The organism is Exiguobacterium sp. KKBO11 (assembly GCF_001644945.1).
GTDB classification, from domain to species: Bacteria; Bacillota; Bacilli; order Exiguobacteriales; family Exiguobacteriaceae; genus Exiguobacterium_A; species Exiguobacterium_A abrahamii.
On the sequence record NZ_LUCU01000011.1, the window covers coordinates 985,208 to 1,003,144 of the forward strand.

General features: G+C 46.3%; 21 protein-coding genes. 20 read left to right on the forward strand and 1 reads right to left on the reverse strand.

The features are described 5' to 3' along the window. Positions 1–6 precede the first annotated feature (6 nt). From AYO36_RS05100 to AYO36_RS05120, 5 genes are all read left to right on the forward strand, one after another. A complete protein-coding gene (locus AYO36_RS05100; RefSeq protein ID WP_023468657.1) occupies positions 7–891 on the forward strand; it encodes a MerR family transcriptional regulator in 885 nt (294 codons plus the stop codon). Between the two features lie 58 nt (positions 892–949). Next, positions 950–1,540 carry an adaptor protein MecA gene (locus tag AYO36_RS05105; protein WP_029342022.1) on the forward strand — a complete coding sequence of 197 codons (591 nt, stop codon included), beginning with the start codon at positions 950–952 and terminating at the stop codon, positions 1,538–1,540. A 139-nt stretch (positions 1,541–1,679) separates the two neighbouring features. Continuing rightward, entirely contained in the window at positions 1,680–2,624 is a 945-nt protein-coding gene (locus tag AYO36_RS05110; protein ID WP_050677447.1) for a D-alanine--D-alanine ligase, read from the forward strand. A gap of 134 nt (positions 2,625–2,758) precedes the next feature. Continuing rightward, complete coding sequence (locus AYO36_RS05115) at positions 2,759–4,024, forward strand: Glu/Leu/Phe/Val family dehydrogenase (RefSeq protein ID WP_023468654.1); 1,266 nt, start codon at positions 2,759–2,761, stop codon at positions 4,022–4,024. Positions 4,025–4,145: 121 nt separating this feature from the next. Then, entirely contained in the window at positions 4,146–5,135 is a 990-nt protein-coding gene (locus AYO36_RS05120; protein WP_050677446.1) for a YpdA family putative bacillithiol disulfide reductase, read from the forward strand. Positions 5,136–5,188: 53 nt separating this feature from the next. Here AYO36_RS05120 and AYO36_RS05125 read toward each other — a convergent pair whose 3' ends face one another. After that, positions 5,189–6,157: an asparaginase gene (locus AYO36_RS05125; RefSeq protein WP_047393882.1), complete on the reverse strand. Its 969-nt coding sequence runs from the start codon at positions 6,155–6,157 to the stop codon at positions 5,189–5,191. A 168-nt stretch (positions 6,158–6,325) separates the two neighbouring features. Here AYO36_RS05125 and prsW point away from each other — a divergent pair, with 168 nt between their 5' ends. The 15 genes from prsW (at position 6,326) to AYO36_RS05195 (ending at position 17,933) form a co-directional block, all read left to right on the forward strand. Next, on the forward strand, positions 6,326–7,003 hold the full coding sequence (prsW, locus tag AYO36_RS05130; protein WP_023468651.1) for a glutamic-type intramembrane protease PrsW: 678 nt from the start codon (positions 6,326–6,328) through the stop codon (positions 7,001–7,003). Positions 7,004–7,022: 19 nt separating this feature from the next. Next, entirely contained in the window at positions 7,023–7,679 is a 657-nt protein-coding gene (locus AYO36_RS05135) for a flagellar brake protein (protein WP_050677445.1), read from the forward strand. Positions 7,680–7,755: 76 nt separating this feature from the next. Further along, on the forward strand, positions 7,756–8,430 hold the full coding sequence (gene cmk, locus AYO36_RS05140; protein ID WP_064299669.1) for a (d)CMP kinase: 675 nt from the start codon (positions 7,756–7,758) through the stop codon (positions 8,428–8,430). Continuing rightward, positions 8,427–9,026 carry a lysophospholipid acyltransferase family protein gene (locus tag AYO36_RS05145; RefSeq protein WP_050677443.1) on the forward strand — a complete coding sequence of 200 codons (600 nt, stop codon included), beginning with the start codon at positions 8,427–8,429 and terminating at the stop codon, positions 9,024–9,026. The genes cmk and AYO36_RS05145 overlap by 4 nt, the downstream gene beginning before the upstream one ends. A gap of 102 nt (positions 9,027–9,128) precedes the next feature. Beyond that, positions 9,129–10,262: a 30S ribosomal protein S1 gene (gene rpsA, locus AYO36_RS05150; protein WP_050677442.1), complete on the forward strand. Its 1,134-nt coding sequence runs from the start codon at positions 9,129–9,131 to the stop codon at positions 10,260–10,262. 123 nt (positions 10,263–10,385) lie between these two features. Continuing rightward, positions 10,386–11,696, forward strand: a complete 1,311-nt coding sequence (gene der / locus AYO36_RS05155; protein WP_064299670.1) for a ribosome biogenesis GTPase Der — start codon at positions 10,386–10,388, stop codon at positions 11,694–11,696. 14 nt (positions 11,697–11,710) lie between these two features. Beyond that, a complete protein-coding gene (locus tag AYO36_RS05160) occupies positions 11,711–12,736 on the forward strand; it encodes an NAD(P)H-dependent glycerol-3-phosphate dehydrogenase (protein ID WP_050677441.1) in 1,026 nt (341 codons plus the stop codon). A gap of 39 nt (positions 12,737–12,775) precedes the next feature. Further along, positions 12,776–12,952 (forward strand): DUF2768 domain-containing protein, encoded by a 177-nt coding sequence (locus AYO36_RS16640; protein ID WP_034786022.1) that lies wholly within the window; start codon positions 12,776–12,778, stop codon positions 12,950–12,952. Further along, positions 12,949–13,683, forward strand: a complete 735-nt coding sequence (locus AYO36_RS05165) for a hypothetical protein (RefSeq protein WP_029342012.1) — start codon at positions 12,949–12,951, stop codon at positions 13,681–13,683. The genes AYO36_RS16640 and AYO36_RS05165 overlap by 4 nt, the downstream gene beginning before the upstream one ends. Before the next feature lie 85 nt (positions 13,684–13,768). Further along, complete coding sequence (locus AYO36_RS05170) at positions 13,769–14,041, forward strand: HU family DNA-binding protein (protein WP_012370671.1); 273 nt, start codon at positions 13,769–13,771, stop codon at positions 14,039–14,041. A 140-nt stretch (positions 14,042–14,181) separates the two neighbouring features. Then, on the forward strand, positions 14,182–14,760 hold the full coding sequence (locus tag AYO36_RS05175) for a heptaprenyl diphosphate synthase component 1 (RefSeq protein WP_023468642.1): 579 nt from the start codon (positions 14,182–14,184) through the stop codon (positions 14,758–14,760). 22 nt (positions 14,761–14,782) lie between these two features. Next, positions 14,783–15,490 carry a demethylmenaquinone methyltransferase gene (locus tag AYO36_RS05180; RefSeq protein WP_050677440.1) on the forward strand — a complete coding sequence of 236 codons (708 nt, stop codon included), beginning with the start codon at positions 14,783–14,785 and terminating at the stop codon, positions 15,488–15,490. Between the two features lies 1 nt (position 15,491). Next, positions 15,492–16,454 (forward strand): polyprenyl synthetase family protein, encoded by a 963-nt coding sequence (locus AYO36_RS05185; protein WP_023468640.1) that lies wholly within the window; start codon positions 15,492–15,494, stop codon positions 16,452–16,454. A 93-nt stretch (positions 16,455–16,547) separates the two neighbouring features. Next, entirely contained in the window at positions 16,548–16,964 is a 417-nt protein-coding gene (ndk, locus tag AYO36_RS05190; protein WP_058704890.1) for a nucleoside-diphosphate kinase, read from the forward strand. Positions 16,965–17,156: 192 nt separating this feature from the next. Beyond that, a complete protein-coding gene (locus AYO36_RS05195) occupies positions 17,157–17,933 on the forward strand; it encodes a CheR family methyltransferase (RefSeq protein ID WP_023468638.1) in 777 nt (258 codons plus the stop codon). The last annotated feature ends 4 nt before the right edge of the window (positions 17,934–17,937 follow it).

Genomic DNA, 17,937 nt, shown 5'->3' on the forward strand with positions numbered 1-17,937 from the left:
CGATGCATGGATCGTGGGAAATATAATATCAAAGCAGTCGCTGCGTTAGTGGGACTCAACCCGACGACCATTCGTGCTTGGGAGCGGAGATATCAGGTGCTCGATCCGGATCGAAGTGAATCCGGACATCGAATTTATAGTGATAACGACGTCGCGAAATTACGCTGGATCGTCGATAAACAAAAAGAGGGATTGTCTGTCTCTAAAGCAATCCAATTGTATGAGATGCCTGTTAATCGGGCTGAGGTACCGCACGATTATGGAGTCGAACTGCGAGATCAGTTGTTCCAGGCATTGACGAACTTTGAAGAACGACATGCGCACGACATCATGAATAAAGCATTCTCGATGTTTAGCTTCGATAAAGTCATTCAGGACATCGTCGGTCCGCTCTTACATGAGATTGGAGTGAAGTGGGAATCGGGAGAGATTACGATTGCACATGAGCATTTTGCGACGGCATTTCTAAGAGCCCGTCTCTCGACACTGTCGTTACAGATGCCGATCAATCCATTTTTACCGCGAATCGTCTGTGTCTGCGCTCCTGAAGAAGAACACGAACTCGGGCTACTGTTCTTCACGCTTTACTTACGTCAATCTGGATTTGATGTCATTTTCCTCGGTTCCGGTATACCGGTTCAGGACTTGGTGACGGTCACGCATCAGTTGCAACCGAAAGCCGTTATTCTTTCCTGCACGTTATCGGATCATTTACCGTTACTTGATGAAGCGTTAGCACGTTTGATGTCTGATTTTCCGGATCTTGAGATTGGTCTTGGTGGTTATGCGGTCGATCAGCTCCCGGAACGATATGGTCCACATTTACTTGGTGCAGACGATCAATCTTGGAAAAGTTGGTTAAGTCGACTCACTCCGACAACTGGTGTATAGTATGGTTCATAACGAACGGAGACATCTGTGTTTCCGGTTTTGACTGGAGGAGTCTATTATGAGGTTTGAACAAATGAAACAAGGACACCTTCGTGTCTTCATCACAAAGCAAGAGTTATCGCTTCACGACGTCCGACCAGAAACGTTGGCTGTCGGGAAGGGACAAGCTTTATTGCGCAACTTATTAGAAGAAGCCGAATCGAATTATGGTTTTCAGGCAGCAGGAACACTCGAATTTTTCGTCACATTCTTCCCGAATGACGGGATGCTCGTTGATGTGCGCCGCGAAGGAGATTTGCCAGAAGAGATGAACGAGGAATTCGATCAAGTCGAAATCCGCATGACAGTCGATATCGTCCATCACGTCTTATATGCTCTACACTCGCTAGAAGACGTCATTCAAGCGAGTCATGGATTATTGCGGCATATGCCTCGTACAGAGACAGGTGGTAGCCTCTACTTCTTCGAGGGAAGCTATTATCTCTATTTCCAAGAACGAATGAACGAGGCGCTCGAGCGAACGGTGACGACGATTTTATCTGAATACGGTGAACCGAGCCCGAAAAGTCCACTCGTCATGGCGGAGTATGGGAAAACGATTCAGGCGGAACATGCCGTCGCAACGATAGCTGAACAGTTTAATATGTAAAACATCAGGTGCGCCATTCCCTCACAGGGGGATGCCGCACCTTTTTGTCTTCTGCTGGAAGTGGCACCATTTTGTATTTTTTCATCGTCAGAAGGATGGTATGATAATCATTGAACGTAAGAAGAAGGAGTGAAGTAGGATGAAAGTGGCAGTATTATACGGTGGGACTTCAGGAGAACGGGAGGTTTCATTAAACAGTGGAAAGTCGATCATGGAAGCATTAAACAGTAAAGGGCATGAGGTCACGGCTGTTGACTTCCACCCTGATCAAGCGCATGAACTCTTCCAGCTGGATGTAGATGTGGCTGTCATCGCTCTTCACGGGAAAATTGGTGAAGATGGACGCGTACAAGCATTGCTTGAACTGGCAGACATTCCATATACAGGTTCAGGTGTGTTAGCGTCAGCGCTAGCGATGGATAAGGCACGTTCGAAAGTTCACTTTGATAAAGCAGGCATTACGATCGCTCGTGATGTGCTGTTAGAGCGTGGAGATGATATTGAAGCAAAAATCGCAGAGTGGAATGGTCAATTTCCTTGTGTCGTCAAACCAGCACAAGAAGGCTCATCAAACGGATTGACGATTGCTCAAGACGAGACGATGTTACGTGAAGGAATCGCTAAAGCCTTTGAAGCGGACGATGCAGTACTTGTCGAACAGTTCATTAAAGGGCGTGAAGTGACAGTGCCGGTCGTCGGTCATAAAGGTGCAGAAAAAGCATTGCCGGTCATCGAGATCATTCCGAAGAACGCCTTTTATGACTATGAATCCAAATATGCCATCGGTGGTTCGGAGCATATTTGTCCTGCTGAACTGGATGAAGCAACGACAGAAAAACTTCAAGAATGGGCTGTTAAAGCGCATCAAGTACTTGGCTGTGCAGGATACTCGCGATCTGATTTTCTCGTTCCGGAATCCGGAAATCCAGTCATCTTGGAGACGAATACACTTCCTGGAATGACTTCGACAAGTTTATTCCCGGACGGTGCACGAGCGGTGGGAATCGAATATCCGGAATTGGTCGAATATTTCATGGAACTTGCGATTGAACGACATCGTCAGACAAAACAAACAAATCAATGATATCCTAGGAAAAGAAGTGAGAAAGCGCTTACAAATATAGGCGTAACCCCTTTCATTACGTTCGAGAAAAGAGTATACTTTATCCGAACAAGGAAACGGCATAGGGGATGCCACTTATGGGGAGGAACGTTGGAATGATCACTGACCAACAACATGCGAATCACCGCAAGAACGTACTGGAAGCAACACAAGAAATCGTCAAGGAGGCACTAGGGAAACTTGGTTATCCAGACGAGATGTACGAATTACTTAAAGAACCACTCCGGATGTTGACAGTCCGGATTCCGGTACGGATGGATGATGGTTCGACGAAAATCTTCACAGGATATCGTGCGCAACATAACGATGCCGTTGGACCGACGAAAGGTGGAATTCGTTTCCACCCGAACGTGACGGAAGTCGAAGTCAAAGCATTATCCGTCTGGATGAGTCTGAAAGCTGGTATCGTTGACTTACCATACGGCGGCGGTAAAGGCGGAATCATCTGTGATCCACGTGAGATGAGCTTCCGTGAAATCGAACGTCTCAGCCGTGGATATGTCCGTGCTATTAGTCAAATCGTTGGACCGACGAAGGATATTCCAGCACCTGATGTTTTTACGAACTCACAAATCATGGCGTGGATGATGGACGAATACAGTCGAATCGATGAATTCAACTCGCCTGGTTTCATTACAGGGAAACCACTCGTCCTCGGTGGCTCACACGGTCGTGAGACAGCAACGGCGAAAGGTGTCGCGATCATGATCCGGGAAGCGGCAGCGAAGAAAGGCATCTCGCTTGAAGGCGCACGTGTCGTCGTTCAAGGATTCGGCAACGCCGGAAGTTTCTTATCGAAATTCATGTATGACTTAGGTGCAAAAGTCATCGCGATCAGCGATGCATACGGAGCACTTCATGATCCGAACGGTCTCGATATTCCATATCTACTCGACCGTCGTGATTCTTTCGGTACCGTGACGACATTGTTCAAAAATACGATCTCGAATAAAGAGTTGCTTGAGCTTGAATGTGATATTCTTGTTCCGGCAGCAATCGAGAATCAAATCACAGAAGACAATGCGCACGATATCAAAGCAGCGATCGTCGTTGAAGCGGCTAACGGTCCGACGACGAACGAAGCGACGAAAATTCTCGCTGAACGTGACATCCTGATCGTTCCGGATGTTCTTGCTTCGAGTGGCGGCGTAACGGTTTCTTACTTCGAATGGGTACAGAACAACCAAGGATATTACTGGACGGAAGAGGAGGTACACGAGAAACTTGAAAAAGTACTCGTGAACTCGTTCAACCAAGTCTATCAGACAGCGCAGACGCGAAATGTCGACATGCGACTTGCCGCCTATATGGTCGGTGTCCGGAAGATGGCGGAAGCATCTCGTTTCCGTGGCTGGGTCTAATACTAGGATGAACGTCCGCTTCTTCTTTACGAAGAGCGGGCGTTTTGCATTGCAATTTCTTTCGTCTATGGTAGAGATTTGCTAAGATATAAAAAAAGCAACCGGAAGAGGAGATATTCGAATGTTAGATTGTATCGTAATCGGTGCAGGACCGTGTGGGTTATCTGCTGCGATCGAAATGCAAGATCGGGGACTAGACGTCGAAGTGCTCGAAAAGGGAAATATCGTCGAAGCGATCTATCGTTATCCGACGCATCAAACGTTCTTTTCAAGTAGTGAGAAGTTAGAAATTGGTGGTGTACCGTTCATCAATAAAGAATTAAAACCGCGACGTCTCGACGCTCTCGTCTATTATCGAGAAGTCGTCAAACGAAAACAGTTGACGATTCGACCGTTTGAGACCGTCGAGCGGATTGAACGTCAAGCGGATCATTTCACTATCCATTCGGAGCGTTCCGGGGAAAAAAGAAGCCGAGAAGCTCGCTCCGTCGTGCTTGCGACAGGCTATTATGGTTTACCGAATCGGATGGACGTCCCTGGAGAGGAATTACCTCATGTCTCGCACTACTTTACGGAAGGACATCCGTATTTTGATCAAGATGTCGTCGTCATCGGTGGGAAAAACTCAAGCGTCGATGCAGCGATCGAACTTGAAAAAGCGGGAGCACGTGTGACCGTCCTTTACCGTGGGCCGGTGTATAGTCCATCCATTAAACCATGGGTGTTGCCGAACTTCGAATCTCTCGTTCGTTCGGAAAAGGTTAAGATGATCTTTGATGCAACGATCGAAGAAATTACGGAGCAAGAGGTGGTCTATCAAATAGATGGAGAGAAACGGACCGTCCGTGCTGATTTTGTATTTGCGATGACAGGTTACACACCTGATGTCGGATTGTTCGCTGACACGGGCATTACGATTGATCGCAAGACAGGAATTCCAAGTCACGACGAAGAGACGATGGAATCGAATGTCCCGGGAATCTATATCGCAGGTGTCGTGGCAGCAGGATATGACGCCAATAAAATATTCATTGAAAATGGACGTTTTCATGGTGCGAACATTGCGAACCATCTCGTTGAACGGTTACGTGGTGCATCGATACAGGCCTAAACAAAACCTCTTGATTTGGAAGATAAATTTCCGGATCAAGAGGTTTTTTTCATTTATTCAACGCGGAATGATTCTTCGAGTTCTAGTTGTGAGGCATTGATTTCGAGTTCGACCATCAGTTTAAGCCGCGCTTTTTGTGAATTCAGTCCATTCGAGAAAATGACGCCGAGTTCTTTTAATTGTTGTCCGCCACCCGTATATCCGTAAACGTCTTGAACGATTCCGTTGAAGCAACGGCTGACGATGACGATCGGCATAACGGTAATCAATTCAGCGATGGCATCCACGATACTTGGTGGTACATTTCCTTGACCAAGGACTTCAAGGACGAGTCCATCATAACCGAGCTGTTTCACAGCAAGTAATAAGTCGGGTTCCATACCGGCATAGACTTTGAGAACGGCGACCCGTTTTGAGAGCGAAGTCACCATATGTGTTTGTTTTAAAAGCGGTGTATTGAATAAGTAGACATGATCCTTCGTTACCATCCCAAGATTTCCGAAATGAACGGATTTGAACGTATCGACGGATGACGTATGCGTTTTTGTGACGTTGAATGCCGAATGAATTTCCCCATTGAAGACGACGAGGACACCTTTTCCGCGCGCAGCTTCACTGACAGCGACACGAAGTGCCGTAATCAGATTAAACTCACCATCAGATCCGACCTCATTAGAAGAACGCATGGCTCCTGTCAAAACGATCGGAACGGGTGCACCAAGCGTCAAATGCAAAAAATAAGCCGTCTCTTCCAGTGTGTCCGTTCCGTGGGTGATGACGACGCCGTCGTAATGTTCCTTTGTTAGCTCACTCTCGATGAAATGGGCTAGACGCAACATGATGTCAGGTGTCATATGAGGAGAAGGCAAATTGGCGAAGTGACGCGTCGTGATGTTGGCGATATCTGTTGCTCGCGGGAGTGAAGCGTCGAGTGGATTGATATCATTTGGTAAGACATGACCAGAATGATCCTGTGCCATGGCAATCGTTCCACCCGTATGAATGAGTAATAATGATTTCATGCTAAAGGGTCCTTGTCTACAGACAGAAGACCTTCACCTACTTTCTATAGCGGATTCAATTCGTTCTCCCATATTGTAACCTTTTTCCCTCTTGAAACAACGAGGACGTTTTCTTTTTTCCAAGAAACCTTTATTCTTATAAATGAGGAAGAAAGGGGGAGAGGAAGCGTGGTTCAAATCGTTTTCTCCGGAGTTGCCCCAGGCATCGCACTCCTAACTTATTTTTATCTACGTCACGAACATGAATCGGAGCCAGTCGGATATATTCTTCGAAGTTTCATTTTCGGTATTTTACTTGTCTTTCCCTTGATGTTCATCGACTATATCGTCCAGACAGAGTTTGGTGGGCGTGAAGAGGTACAGTTGATTCGAACAGCTGTCACGGAAGAATTCGCCAAATGGTTTGTCGTCTTTTATACGGTCTATATCCATCAACGGTTTAATGATTATTACGACGGGATCATCTACGCGGTAGCCTGTTCACTTGGGTTCGCAACGCTTGAGAATATTTTATATCTGATGGTGAATGGAACAGTCGAACATATGCTGTTCCGGGCACTCTTACCAGTATCTGGTCATGCTTTGTTTGCGGTCATCATGGGATTCTTCATGGGCATGGCGAAATTCTCGCCTCATCCTTATCGCTGGTTGTCCCTCTCGATTGCGCTTCCGGTATTTGCGCATATCTTATTTAATTTGTTAATATTGGAAAATGGTGGTATATCTTTTTTGCCAATCGTCTTCATGGTCATCCTATGGACGATTGGATTATTTCAAGTACGAGGTGCCAATCGTTTAAATCGGCGATTCAAACGAAAAAAACAACATTCAGATGGCATCGAATAGAGAGTAGGAGCGAAGTAGTATGATGGAAATTGGGGATTTGGTAATGCTTTCGAATAGTGAGGATCGACAAGGTCGCTCAAAGGTGACGGCCGTGACGAATCGATTGATTTGGATTGAAGCACCGAGTGAGGTCGCGACACTCAAAACATTCATCTTGTCAGAGCAAGAAGAAGTTTCATTTTATTTCTTTAAGGAGAAAGGCAAATTATTTGGATTTGATACGGTCGTCGTTGAACGACAAAATGATCCACTTCGCGGTCAACGATATGCTTTGAAACGACCGAAGGATGATCAAATCGAACGCATCCAACGACGTCAGTTCGTCCGAGTACCGCAAATACTCGATGTCGCTGTACACCCTCATAAAACACATTTCGAGCCGTTTACGACTGTGACGCTCGATCTATCGGCTGGAGGGATGATGATCTTGTCGGATCAATTACCGGTTCAAAAAGAGGAAGAGGTGGAAATGACATTCATTTTGCCTACAGGTGAGGGCATATCGAGTACGTTAGATGTCATCGCTGAACTCGTTCGAATTGATCGGCGTGAAGAACGATATGAATTAGCATTCCAATTTACTATGATTCCCGACAGAAGTCGCGAACTTGTATTGCGTCACTGTTATCAAATGCAAATGAAAAGTTCAAGAAGGGGCATGAATCCATTCACCTGACCGCATTTTTTTGCTATGATAACGTTCGGAAGAATGAATCCCTATCAATCATAGGGAAGATGGAAGGACAGGATGGATGATGAAAAAGATTCAAATCGCTTTAGATGGACCAGCGGGTGCTGGGAAAAGTACGATCGCAAAACAATTGGCAGCGCGCCTTGACTATGTATACATCGATACAGGTGCCATGTACCGGGCCGTGACGCTGGCAGCGCTTGAACAATCGCTTGACCTCAACAATGGTGAAGTGCTCGGAGAATTAATGAAATCGCTTGATATTCGTTTAACACCAGGCGAAAACGGGCAACGTGTCTTTATTGGTGATCGCGAAGTGACGGATGCAATTCGTTCCATCGAAATCACGAATAATGTCTCGTTCGTCGCTCGTCAAAAAGAAGTTCGGGCTGCACTCGTCACGGCACAGCGGAAATTAGCTGAGCGCGGCGGGATCGTCATGGATGGACGTGATATCGGCACAGTCGTATTGCCGGATGCAGAATTAAAAGTCTTTTTGACGGCATCTGTGGAAGAGCGTGCAGCTCGACGACACCGCGAAAATATCGCGCGTGGGATGGACAGTGACATCACGATTCTTCAAGAAGAGATCGCACTGCGTGATAAGCGCGACAGTGAGCGTGAAGTCTCACCATTACGCCAAGCTGACGATGCGCTTTATCTCGATACGACAGAGATGACGATTGATGAAGTCGTTGTCCGATTGATGGAACTAGCAGAGGGTGTCCTAAAATGAAACGTCAAGATACCATTTACCGGATTGCACGATTTGTCGTTTGGGTCATTGCCAAGACAGTCTTCCGAGTGAAAGTGACGGGGCAAGAGAACATTCCGAAAGACGGTTCTTTACTCGTCTGTGCCAATCATAGTTCAAACTGGGATCCGGTCTTCCTCGTCAGTGCGATCCCACCGGAACGTGCGGTGCGTTACATGGCAAAAGAAGAATTGTTTAAAATTCCTGCCTTAAAACAGTTGATGCTTGCGGCAGGAACATATCCTGTCGGTCGCGGTCAAGGAGATCGTCAAGCTTTGAAACGGACGATTGAACTATTGAATTCAGATGAGACGGTCGGTATTTTCCCAGAAGGAACACGTTCCGCACCAGGTGAATTCACATCAGCACAACCGGGTGTCGGTTTCTTCGCCTTACGATCGACTGCGCAGATTTTACCGATTGCCATCATCGGATCATACCGTCCGTTCAAACGGATGCACGTCGCGATCGGAAAACCGGTTGATATTTCGGATTTACGTGACCAACGCGGCGCAGCGAAATCGATTTCTGATCGAATCATGGACGAAATCAAATCCGTCTACTTCAATCACGCTTAATACCTTGACAAATAGTCAGAATTGTAAGAAGTTAGAAGCAGGATAAACGCATTGACATCTGTCAGGCGTTTCTTGTACTCATCGTGAGGAGGTTGTTTTGGAATGGTCGAAGAAATGAAAGATATGCCTGATTTTGAAATTCATCGGGACCAGGTAGTTACCGGAATGGTCGTGAAAATTGAAGACAAGCAAGCACTCATTGATATCGGATATAAAACAGAAGCCATCTTACCGATCAGCGAAGTATCGAGTCTTCATCTCGATGATATTCGCGGCGTGCTGAACGTCGGAGATGAACTACAAGTGAAGGTCAAGAAAATCACGGATGAAGAGGTCGTCGTCTCGAAACGAGAAATCGACGCGCTCAAAGCGTGGGAGCAAGTAGAAGAGAAGTATAAATCAGGTGAGATCTTTGAAGTTGTCGTCAAGGACATCGTCAAAGGTGGACTCGTCGTTGATATCGGTGTCCGCGGATTCATTCCGGCGTCACTCGTCGAACGGCATTATGTCGAGGATTTCTCGGATTACATCGGTCGTTCGATCGAAGTCAAGGTCGTTGAACTCGATCAAGAGAAGAACCGTGTCATTCTCTCGCACAAAGCCGTAGTTGAAGGCGAATTGAACGCGAAGAAAAAAGAGACACTCGAAAATTTAGAAGTAGGTCAAATCCTCGAAGGTACAGTCCAACGTTTAACGGACTTTGGTGCTTTCGTTGATATCGGTGGCGTTGACGGTCTCGTTCATATCTCGGAGATGGCACACCACCGTGTCGAACGTCCTTCGGATATCGTCACGGAAGGTCAAAAAGTCGAAGTCAAAGTACTTGGTGTCGACCGTGATACGGAAAAAGTCAAGTTATCGATCAAGGAAACACAACCTGGTCCATGGCAACAGATGGAAGGGAAGATCGAAGCTGGCGATATCGTCAAAGGACGTGTGCGTCGTCTCGTCCAGTTCGGTGCCTTCATCGAACTTGCGCCGCAAGTAGAAGGACTTTTGCACATTTCGCAAATCGCGAACCGTCACATCGGTTCACCTTCGGAAGTACTCGAAGAAGGACAGGAAATCGAGGCAAAAGTCCTCGAAGTGCGTCTTGATGAGCATAAGATTTCGCTATCAACACGTGTCCTTGAAGAGGAAGAATCATCCGCTGACGATTACTCGGATTATACGAATCAATCAGAAGGATTTTCAGTCGCTGACTTGACTGAGGACGATTCTGATAAGAAAGAATAAGCAATGACACAAAGCGGACACAAGCGTGTCCGCTTTTTATATGCGGTTTGTTATGGTATATGACAGTTTGATTTGATACAATAGAACGGCTATGAAGCGAGAGAAGAGAAAGAAGGTGTTGGGATGGCAATTCCAGTCGTGGCGATCGTAGGTCGCCCAAATATCGGAAAGTCGACGATTTTTAACCGGGTGATTGGAGATCGGGTTTCAATCGTAGAAGACAAGCCAGGCGTTACCCGCGACCGTATTTACGGAACTGGAGAATGGCTGAATCGTCATTTTCATTTGATTGATACAGGTGGAATCGAAGTCGGGGATGAGCCCCTACTTCAAATGATGCGTCATCAGGCGGAGCTCGCCATTGATGAAGCGGATGTCATCATTTTCATGGTGAACGGACGCGAAGGAATCACAGCAGCGGATGAGGAAGTCGCGAACATGTTATTCCGTTCGAACAAACCAGTCGTCGTAGCTGTCAACAAAGTCGATAACTTTGAAATGCGTGATTTAATGTATGAATTTTACTCCCTTGGATTCGGAGACTTGTTCCCGATTTCTGGTACACATGGTCTTGGTCTCGGTGACTTACTCGATCGTGTCCTTGAACTTGCACCAGATAAAGAAGAATTAGAATATGACGAAAATACAATCAAGTTTGCCTTGATTGGTCGTCCGAACGTCGGAAAATCAAGTATGACGAATTCGATTCTCGGTGAAGAACGTGTCATCGTTTCAAACATTGCCGGTACGACGCGTGATGCGATTGATACACCGTTTACGCGGGACGAGCAAGAATACGTCATCATCGATACGGCGGGGATGCGAAAACGCGGGAAAGTCTATGAATCAACAGAACGCTTCAGCGTCATGCGTGCTCAAAAAGCAATCGAACGGGCAGATGTCGTCTGTGTCGTGCTTGATGGTGAAGAAGGTATCATCGAGCAAGATAAAAAAGTGGCAGGATATGCTCACGAAGCAGGTCGCGCGGTCATCATTGTCGTCAATAAATGGGATGCTGTCGAAAAAGATGATAAGACGATGAAAAAGATGCAAGAAGAGATTCGGGAAGAATTCCGTTTCCTTGACTATGCACCAATCGTCTTCGTCTCAGCGAAAACAAAACGTCGTTTGCAGACGTTATTACCGGTCATTCAACAAGCAGCGCACAGTCATGCACAACGGATTCAGACAAGCGTCTTGAACGATGTCATCGTTGACGCTGTCGCGATGAACCCGGCGCCGACGGATAAAGGGGTTCGTCTTCGGATCAACTATGCGACTCAAGTCGCGTCACGTCCGCCAACGTTCGTCTTGTTCGTCAATGATCCAGAATTGCTGCACTTCTCTTATAAACGATATCTTGAGAATCGGATTCGGGAAGCATTTGATTTTACAGGTACACCAATCCGGATTTTAGCTCGTCAAAAACAATAATGAGGTGAGTCAGTATGACCAAAATCGCTGTCATCGGAGCGGGGAGCTGGGGAACAGCGCTCTCGCTCGTCTTAGCCGATAATGATCAGGAAGTCATGCTTTACGGTCGTGAACAAACAAATGTCGACCGCATCAATGAACATCATGAAAACGCGCAATTTTTGCCAGGTGTCATGTTACCACAATCATTGAAGGCGACGACGGATCTTAAAGTGGCGGTCGAAGGCGCAACGCATATCTTGATCGTCACACCGTCCTCTGCGATTCGTTCGGTTTCCCGACAATTGAATGAATTGTTGACGGAACCAGTCGTTTTGATTCATGCATCAAAAGGAATCGAGCCAAAGACGCATCTTCGGTTGTCAGAATTAATCGAAGAAGAGGTCGATCCTGCGAAACGCAAAGCGGTTTGTGTCTTGACCGGTCCTTCGCATGCCGAAGAGGTCGCGTTACGTAAACCAACGACAGTGACCATCGCATCGGATGATTTAGAAGAGGCTGGTCGTGTACAAGAGCTGTTTACGAATGAAAACTTCCGTGTCTATCTGAATGCGGATATCATTGGAGCTGAACTCGGTGGGGCGCTCAAAAATATCATTGCGCTTGCCGCAGGTATGACGGATGGTCTCGGTTACGGGGACAATGCCAAAGCAGCGTTGATTACGCGTGGAATGGTCGAGATGGCTCGTCTTGGTACGATGCTTGGAGCTAACCCAATGACGTTCACTGGATTGACGGGAATGGGTGACTTGATCGTTACTTGTACATCGGTTCATAGTCGAAATTGGCGTGCGGGGAATGCCATCGGTCGCGGTGAAAAATTAGAGACGGTGCTAGAAAACATGGGAATGGTCGTCGAAGGTGTTCGTGCGACCCAAGCGGCGTATGATTTGGCGGAGACAAAGCAGTGCGAGCTCCCAATCACTTCCGCCCTCTACCATGTTCTCTTTGACGGTCATACACCGGAAGAAGAAGTCAAAAAGTTGATGCAACGACCACAGAAAAATGAGATCGAGCATCTCTTCACGACGAAAGATTAACGGAGTGGGGTGGAAACCTTGAGTCCAGGATTAATAAAAATGTGGATCTCGTTCGCTGGCATTGGACTCTTTGCGATCAGTGTCTTGCTGGTCACGGTCAGTCGGACGAAGTTGAAAGGGATATGGCAGGTTCTCGTATCGACTTTGGCATTCGTATGTTTCATCGTTGCGTCGATCATCATGGTGTTCATCGTCATGGCGGGGCCAAGCGCATGAAGAAGTGGTTCGTGATCCTCATGCTCATTCCGGTGACGTTGTTATCGGGTTGTCTGTTTCCAGACAGTCAGAAACCGTCGAACCGCGTACCGTATCCGCAACAGTTACGTACCGTACAGGATGCTGTCGATGCGTATCAAAAAGACACGGGTGTTTTGCCAATCAAGACGATGGAAGCAGATACTCCGCTCATGGAGCGTTATCAAATCGAATTAGGGCGGCTCATTCCGCGTTACATGAGTGATCCACCATCGAACAGTTTTGAAGGTGGCGGAACATTCATCTATCTGTTAGTCGATGTCGACACGAAACCTACTGTTAAGTTGATGGATTTACTTGTTGCAGAAGAGTTACAGAAGCTCCAAGTCCGGATTGATGCGTATCGGAAGAAGAACGAAAAGTATCCGTTTAAAGGATCTTTCGGAAAAAACCAGTTTACGCTTGACTATAAAAAATTATTCATCAAAAAAGAACCGACTGTCCCAAGTCCGTACTCAGATGAAAAGTTGTCGATCTATGTCGATGGTCAAGGACGCCTCTTCATCAACTATTTACCTGAGTTGAAGAAAGCTGTTCAAACTGCGAAGAAAAAGCCGAAAGTCGGTCAGGATATTCGGTATTTGCTCTATGAAGATCAGCCTTTTGTTCCTGCCTATTCCCAAAGCTACACGATAAACGAAAAAGGCGAACCTGTGTTTTCAGAGGAATCGAGCGAAGAATCTGAAAATTGAACGTTATTTACACGAAAATGTTGTAATAGCAACGTTTATGGGGTATGATTACCCTCGAAGAAGTGATTGGGAGGGGGTGAAAGTAATGAACAAAACTGAACTCATTCAAGCAGTCGTCGAAAAATCAGGTCTTACAAAAAAAGACGTGACGAAAGTTGTTGAATCAACATTCGAATCGATCACTGAGACACTTCAGTCTGGAGAGAAAGTCCAATTGATTGGATTTGGTAACTTCGAAGTCCGTGAGCGTGCAGCCCGTAAAGGTCGCAACCCACGTACGAAAGAAGATATCGAGATTCCAGCAAGCAAAGTACCTGCCTTCAAACCAGGTAAAGCATTGAAAGATGCTGTGAAGTAATCCGGCTACATAGTCGCCCGAGATTTTCTCGGGCGGCTTTTTTGTGGACATTCAGAAGCGTGAAAGCCCGCCGATTATGGTATATTAAAAAAGAAGAACGTCCATCAACGAGATGGCACTGGAGATCGGGGGGTAAAAGCATGGAACAACATGAGCTGCGCGTGGATGAAATCATCACTGCACTCACCACTAAACAAACGACACGATTGGCTCGACATGTGGATTTCCCTTCCATCGATCGTGAACAGATCAGTTGGTTGATTGATGTCGCTCAACATGACACGCTGGATACGGAAGCACTCGTCAAAGCGATTCATTTCGCACAAGTAGCGCTACGTCTGCATGAGCGTGTCAATGAAACGCTACGCGGTTCGAAGGAGCGACAGTTGCTTGTATTAGCAGGGGATTTATTCTCGAGCTACTTTTTCGAACAGCTAGCTGGGTTACCAAAAGAGATTCTCGTTTCACTCGGACGGACGATTCAACGGGTCAACGAAGCAAAGTGTGCCCTTCACGAAATGAATTATGCATCGACGGAAGAACGGGTTCTCTTGTGGTTAACAGCAGAGTTCGGATTAATGCAAGGACTCGCGGCAATCACGAAACGAGAATGGCTGACACGACAGGGGCGACAGATCATTCAACAACAGGCAGAACAATTGGATCTGGTCGCACAGAAATTACTGTTATCGCATCTCGAGCAGATGGCGGTAGCATGAGATCTTGGAAAGGGTGAGCGGTGTGCAGGCAAAAGATAAAGAAAAAAAAGTATATGAAGTGTTCCAATCGATATCAACGAACTATGATCAAATGAATTCAGTCATCAGCTTCCGATTGCATAAGTTATGGAGACGCGAGACGATGCGCCGGATGCAAGTCTTCCCTGGCGCTAAATGTCTCGATCTTTGTTGTGGAACAGCGGACTGGACGATTCAACTAGCGAAAGCAGCCGGTCCGACAGGTGTCATCAAAGGACTTGATTTTTCAGAAAACATGCTAAGAGTCGGCGTGGAGAAGGTAGAAGCGCTCGATATGAAAAACATCGAATTGATTCACGGAAATGCGATGGATCTACCGTTCGGTGATAACTCGTTCGATTATGTGACGATTGGCTTTGGTCTACGAAACGTACCGGATTATCTACAGGTCATCAAAGAGATGCATCGTGTCTTAAAACCAGGTGGAACGGTCGTCTGTCTCGAGACGAGTCAACCGACTGCACCGATTTTCCGCGAAGCATATTCATTGTATTTCGGAAAAATCATGCCACAAGTCGGGCGATTGATTGCGAAATCATACGATCAATACAACTGGCTACAAGAATCGACGGAAGTGTTCCTCGACCGCGTCGAACTGAAACAACTCTTCGAACAGGCAGGCTTCATGCAAGTGGAAGTCAAAGCATTCGCGGGTGGGGCTGCTGCGATGCACCTTGGGAAGAAGTGGTGAGATGTCACTGCATTCCATATACCGTGATGTCACGAAGGAAGTTAATTTAGTCGATCGTTTTCTGATCAGTCATATCGCTTCTGAGGAACCAACGATCGATGCGGCTGGAAAGCAACTGTTGAAGGCTGGTGGAAAACGGATTCGACCGGCATTCGTATTGTTAGCGTCTAAATTCGGTGAGGCAGATCGGGATGAGCTGATTCGTGTGGCGGCAAGTCTTGAGCTCGTCCATATGGCATCACTCGTCCATGACGATGTCATTGATGATGCAGAACTACGACGAGGAAAACCGACCGTCATGCAATATTTCGATGAAGAAGTAGCGCTATATTCCGGGAATTATCTGTTCGGTGAGGCGATTCGGTTGATCGGTGAAGTCGGAAAGCCGGAACTTGTCCAGGTGATGGTCCATACGATGCGTGAAATTTGTGAAGGTGAGATTGAACAAATCTATGACCAATATGATTGGGAACAGTCAATTAAACGCTACATCAAACGGATTGAACGAAAAACAGCTATTCTCATCGAAGCGAGTTGTCACCTTGGTGCAATTGTTGCGAACTGTTCTGCAGCCGATACGAAAGCGTTACGGTTGTTTGGACGAGATATCGGACTTGCTTTTCAAATTGCTGACGATTTGCTTGATTTCACAGCGAATCGCACAGAACTTGGTAAGCCAGTAGCAGAGGATTTGCGTCATGGACACAAAACGTTACCTGTCTTTTATGGTGCAGAAGATGCTGTCTTTTATGAACGTCTTTCAAAAATCGAGAGTATGCCAACACATGAAGAAGTCGCACCCTTATTATCGTTTCTTCAAACTTCAGGAGCTCTTGAACGAACGCAACAAACAGTCGATCATTATATCCACCGTGCCATCAAACGTCTCGAACCATTACCTAAATCCTCTGCTAAACGATCGCTTGAAGAAGTCGCACGCTACGTTGGAAAACGAAAAGGATGAAGATTGTCAAAAATTTCTTGCTGTTCTTCTCAAAAGCCAGTAAACTGACTATGTAAGCGCTTTTCTAAAAGCATTTCATAGGGGGAACTAGAGATGGAACAGACATTTTTGATGGTCAAACCGGATGGCGTAGAACGTGGATTGATTGGGGAAATCATTGGACGGATCGAACGCAAAGGATTCATCATTCGTGAAATGAAAATGATGAACGTCACAGAAGAGCTAGCAAAAGCACATTACGAAGAGCATGCGGAGAAACCGTTCTTTGGAGAGTTGGTCACTTTCCTCACATCGGGTCCTGTCGTTGCACTTCGCGTCGAAGGCACAGACGTCGTTGCCGTCTCGCGTTTGATGATCGGGAAAACAAAACCACTTGAAGCAGCACCTGGAACGATTCGTGGTGATTTCGCGAACACGATGAGTGAGAACGTCATCCATGGTTCGGATAGTGTCGAGAGTGCGGAGCGTGAGCTTGCCCTCTGGTTTCAAGGACAACCAGTCAACGCGTAATACATGAATAGAAAGACAACGGGGAAGGGATTCGATTTGATCGAATCCCTTTTGTCGTGTTCTTGTAAAACGGAATGACCCAATTGTCTAATTGCTTTTTGGAATGCCTATAGCTTTATGCTACTATAGAAAATAAGTTGAACCGGTCATGGAAATGACCATTCGATATCGAGAGTGAGCGAGGTGTGCCAATTGGAAGATTATGAACTTTTTATTCAACGATTCAAGACCAAATCAGGGATTGATCTCGGTCAGTATAAAGAAGCACAGATGAAACGGCGATTGACGGCGTTACGTGACAAAAAAGGATATAGTACATTTGCTTCTTATATGCAGGCAATGGATAAGGACACATCGTTATACGACGAGTTTTTAGACCGAATGACGATCAATGTCAGTGAGTTTTTCCGTAATCCGATTCGTTGGCAACAATTGGAACAAGATATCTTACCGATCCTAGAGTCGCGAGCACATGGACGAATCCGGACGTGGAGCGCAGCTTGTTCGACCGGAGAAGAACCGTACTCCCTTGCGATGATTTTAAGTGAACGGCTCGATCCATCCGCCTTTACGATTCAAGCAACAGATTTGGATGAACTCGTCCTTGAAAAAGCCAAGCTTGGTCGATACGGAGCTTCTGCATTGAATGAAGTCGTCGAAGCGCGTAAAAAGAAATACTTCATCGAGCAAGAGCAAACGTTCGAAGTCGTTCCAGAAATCAAACGACTCGTTCGTTTCAGTAAACATAATCTGTTAGGAGACCGGTACGATACGGGGTTTGATTTAATCATCTGCCGCAACGTACTGATTTATTTTACAGAAGAAGCAAAAGCACACGTCTATCGTTCGTTCGTCGAGGCCTTAAAACCAGGCGGAATCCTATTCGTTGGTGGAACGGAACAAATTTTCCAACCCGAACGGTTTGGATTAAAGATGAAACAAAGCTTCTTTTACGAAAAAATCGGTTGAACAG

Excerpts from the sequence above, each read along its gene's own strand:
- AYO36_RS05105 (WP_029342022.1), top strand. The coding sequence starts at position 950 with ATGAGGTTTGAACAAATGAAACAAGGACACCTTCGTGTCTTCATCACA.
- AYO36_RS05135 (WP_050677445.1), top strand. The coding sequence starts at position 7,023 with ATGATGGAAATTGGGGATTTGGTAATGCTTTCGAATAGTGAGGATCGA.
- AYO36_RS05175 (WP_023468642.1), top strand. The coding sequence starts at position 14,182 with ATGGAACAACATGAGCTGCGCGTGGATGAAATCATCACTGCACTCACC.
- der (WP_064299670.1), top strand. The coding sequence starts at position 10,386 with ATGGCAATTCCAGTCGTGGCGATCGTAGGTCGCCCAAATATCGGAAAG.
- cmk (WP_064299669.1), top strand. The coding sequence starts at position 7,756 with ATGATGAAAAAGATTCAAATCGCTTTAGATGGACCAGCGGGTGCTGGG.
- AYO36_RS05170 (WP_012370671.1), top strand. The coding sequence starts at position 13,769 with ATGAACAAAACTGAACTCATTCAAGCAGTCGTCGAAAAATCAGGTCTT.
- AYO36_RS16640 (WP_034786022.1), top strand. The coding sequence starts at position 12,776 with ATGTGGATCTCGTTCGCTGGCATTGGACTCTTTGCGATCAGTGTCTTG.
- AYO36_RS05115 (WP_023468654.1), top strand. The coding sequence starts at position 2,759 with ATGATCACTGACCAACAACATGCGAATCACCGCAAGAACGTACTGGAA.
- AYO36_RS05145 (WP_050677443.1), top strand. The coding sequence starts at position 8,427 with ATGAAACGTCAAGATACCATTTACCGGATTGCACGATTTGTCGTTTGG.
- rpsA (WP_050677442.1), top strand. The coding sequence starts at position 9,129 with ATGGTCGAAGAAATGAAAGATATGCCTGATTTTGAAATTCATCGGGAC.
- AYO36_RS05125 (WP_047393882.1), bottom strand. The coding sequence starts at position 6,157 with ATGAAATCATTATTACTCATTCATACGGGTGGAACGATTGCCATGGCA.
- AYO36_RS05110 (WP_050677447.1), top strand. The coding sequence starts at position 1,680 with ATGAAAGTGGCAGTATTATACGGTGGGACTTCAGGAGAACGGGAGGTT.
- ndk (WP_058704890.1), top strand. The coding sequence starts at position 16,548 with ATGGAACAGACATTTTTGATGGTCAAACCGGATGGCGTAGAACGTGGA.
- AYO36_RS05165 (WP_029342012.1), top strand. The coding sequence starts at position 12,949 with ATGAAGAAGTGGTTCGTGATCCTCATGCTCATTCCGGTGACGTTGTTA.
- AYO36_RS05120 (WP_050677446.1), top strand. The coding sequence starts at position 4,146 with ATGTTAGATTGTATCGTAATCGGTGCAGGACCGTGTGGGTTATCTGCT.
- AYO36_RS05100 (WP_023468657.1), top strand. The coding sequence starts at position 7 with ATGGATCGTGGGAAATATAATATCAAAGCAGTCGCTGCGTTAGTGGGA.
- AYO36_RS05185 (WP_023468640.1), top strand. The coding sequence starts at position 15,492 with ATGTCACTGCATTCCATATACCGTGATGTCACGAAGGAAGTTAATTTA.
- AYO36_RS05160 (WP_050677441.1), top strand. The coding sequence starts at position 11,711 with ATGACCAAAATCGCTGTCATCGGAGCGGGGAGCTGGGGAACAGCGCTC.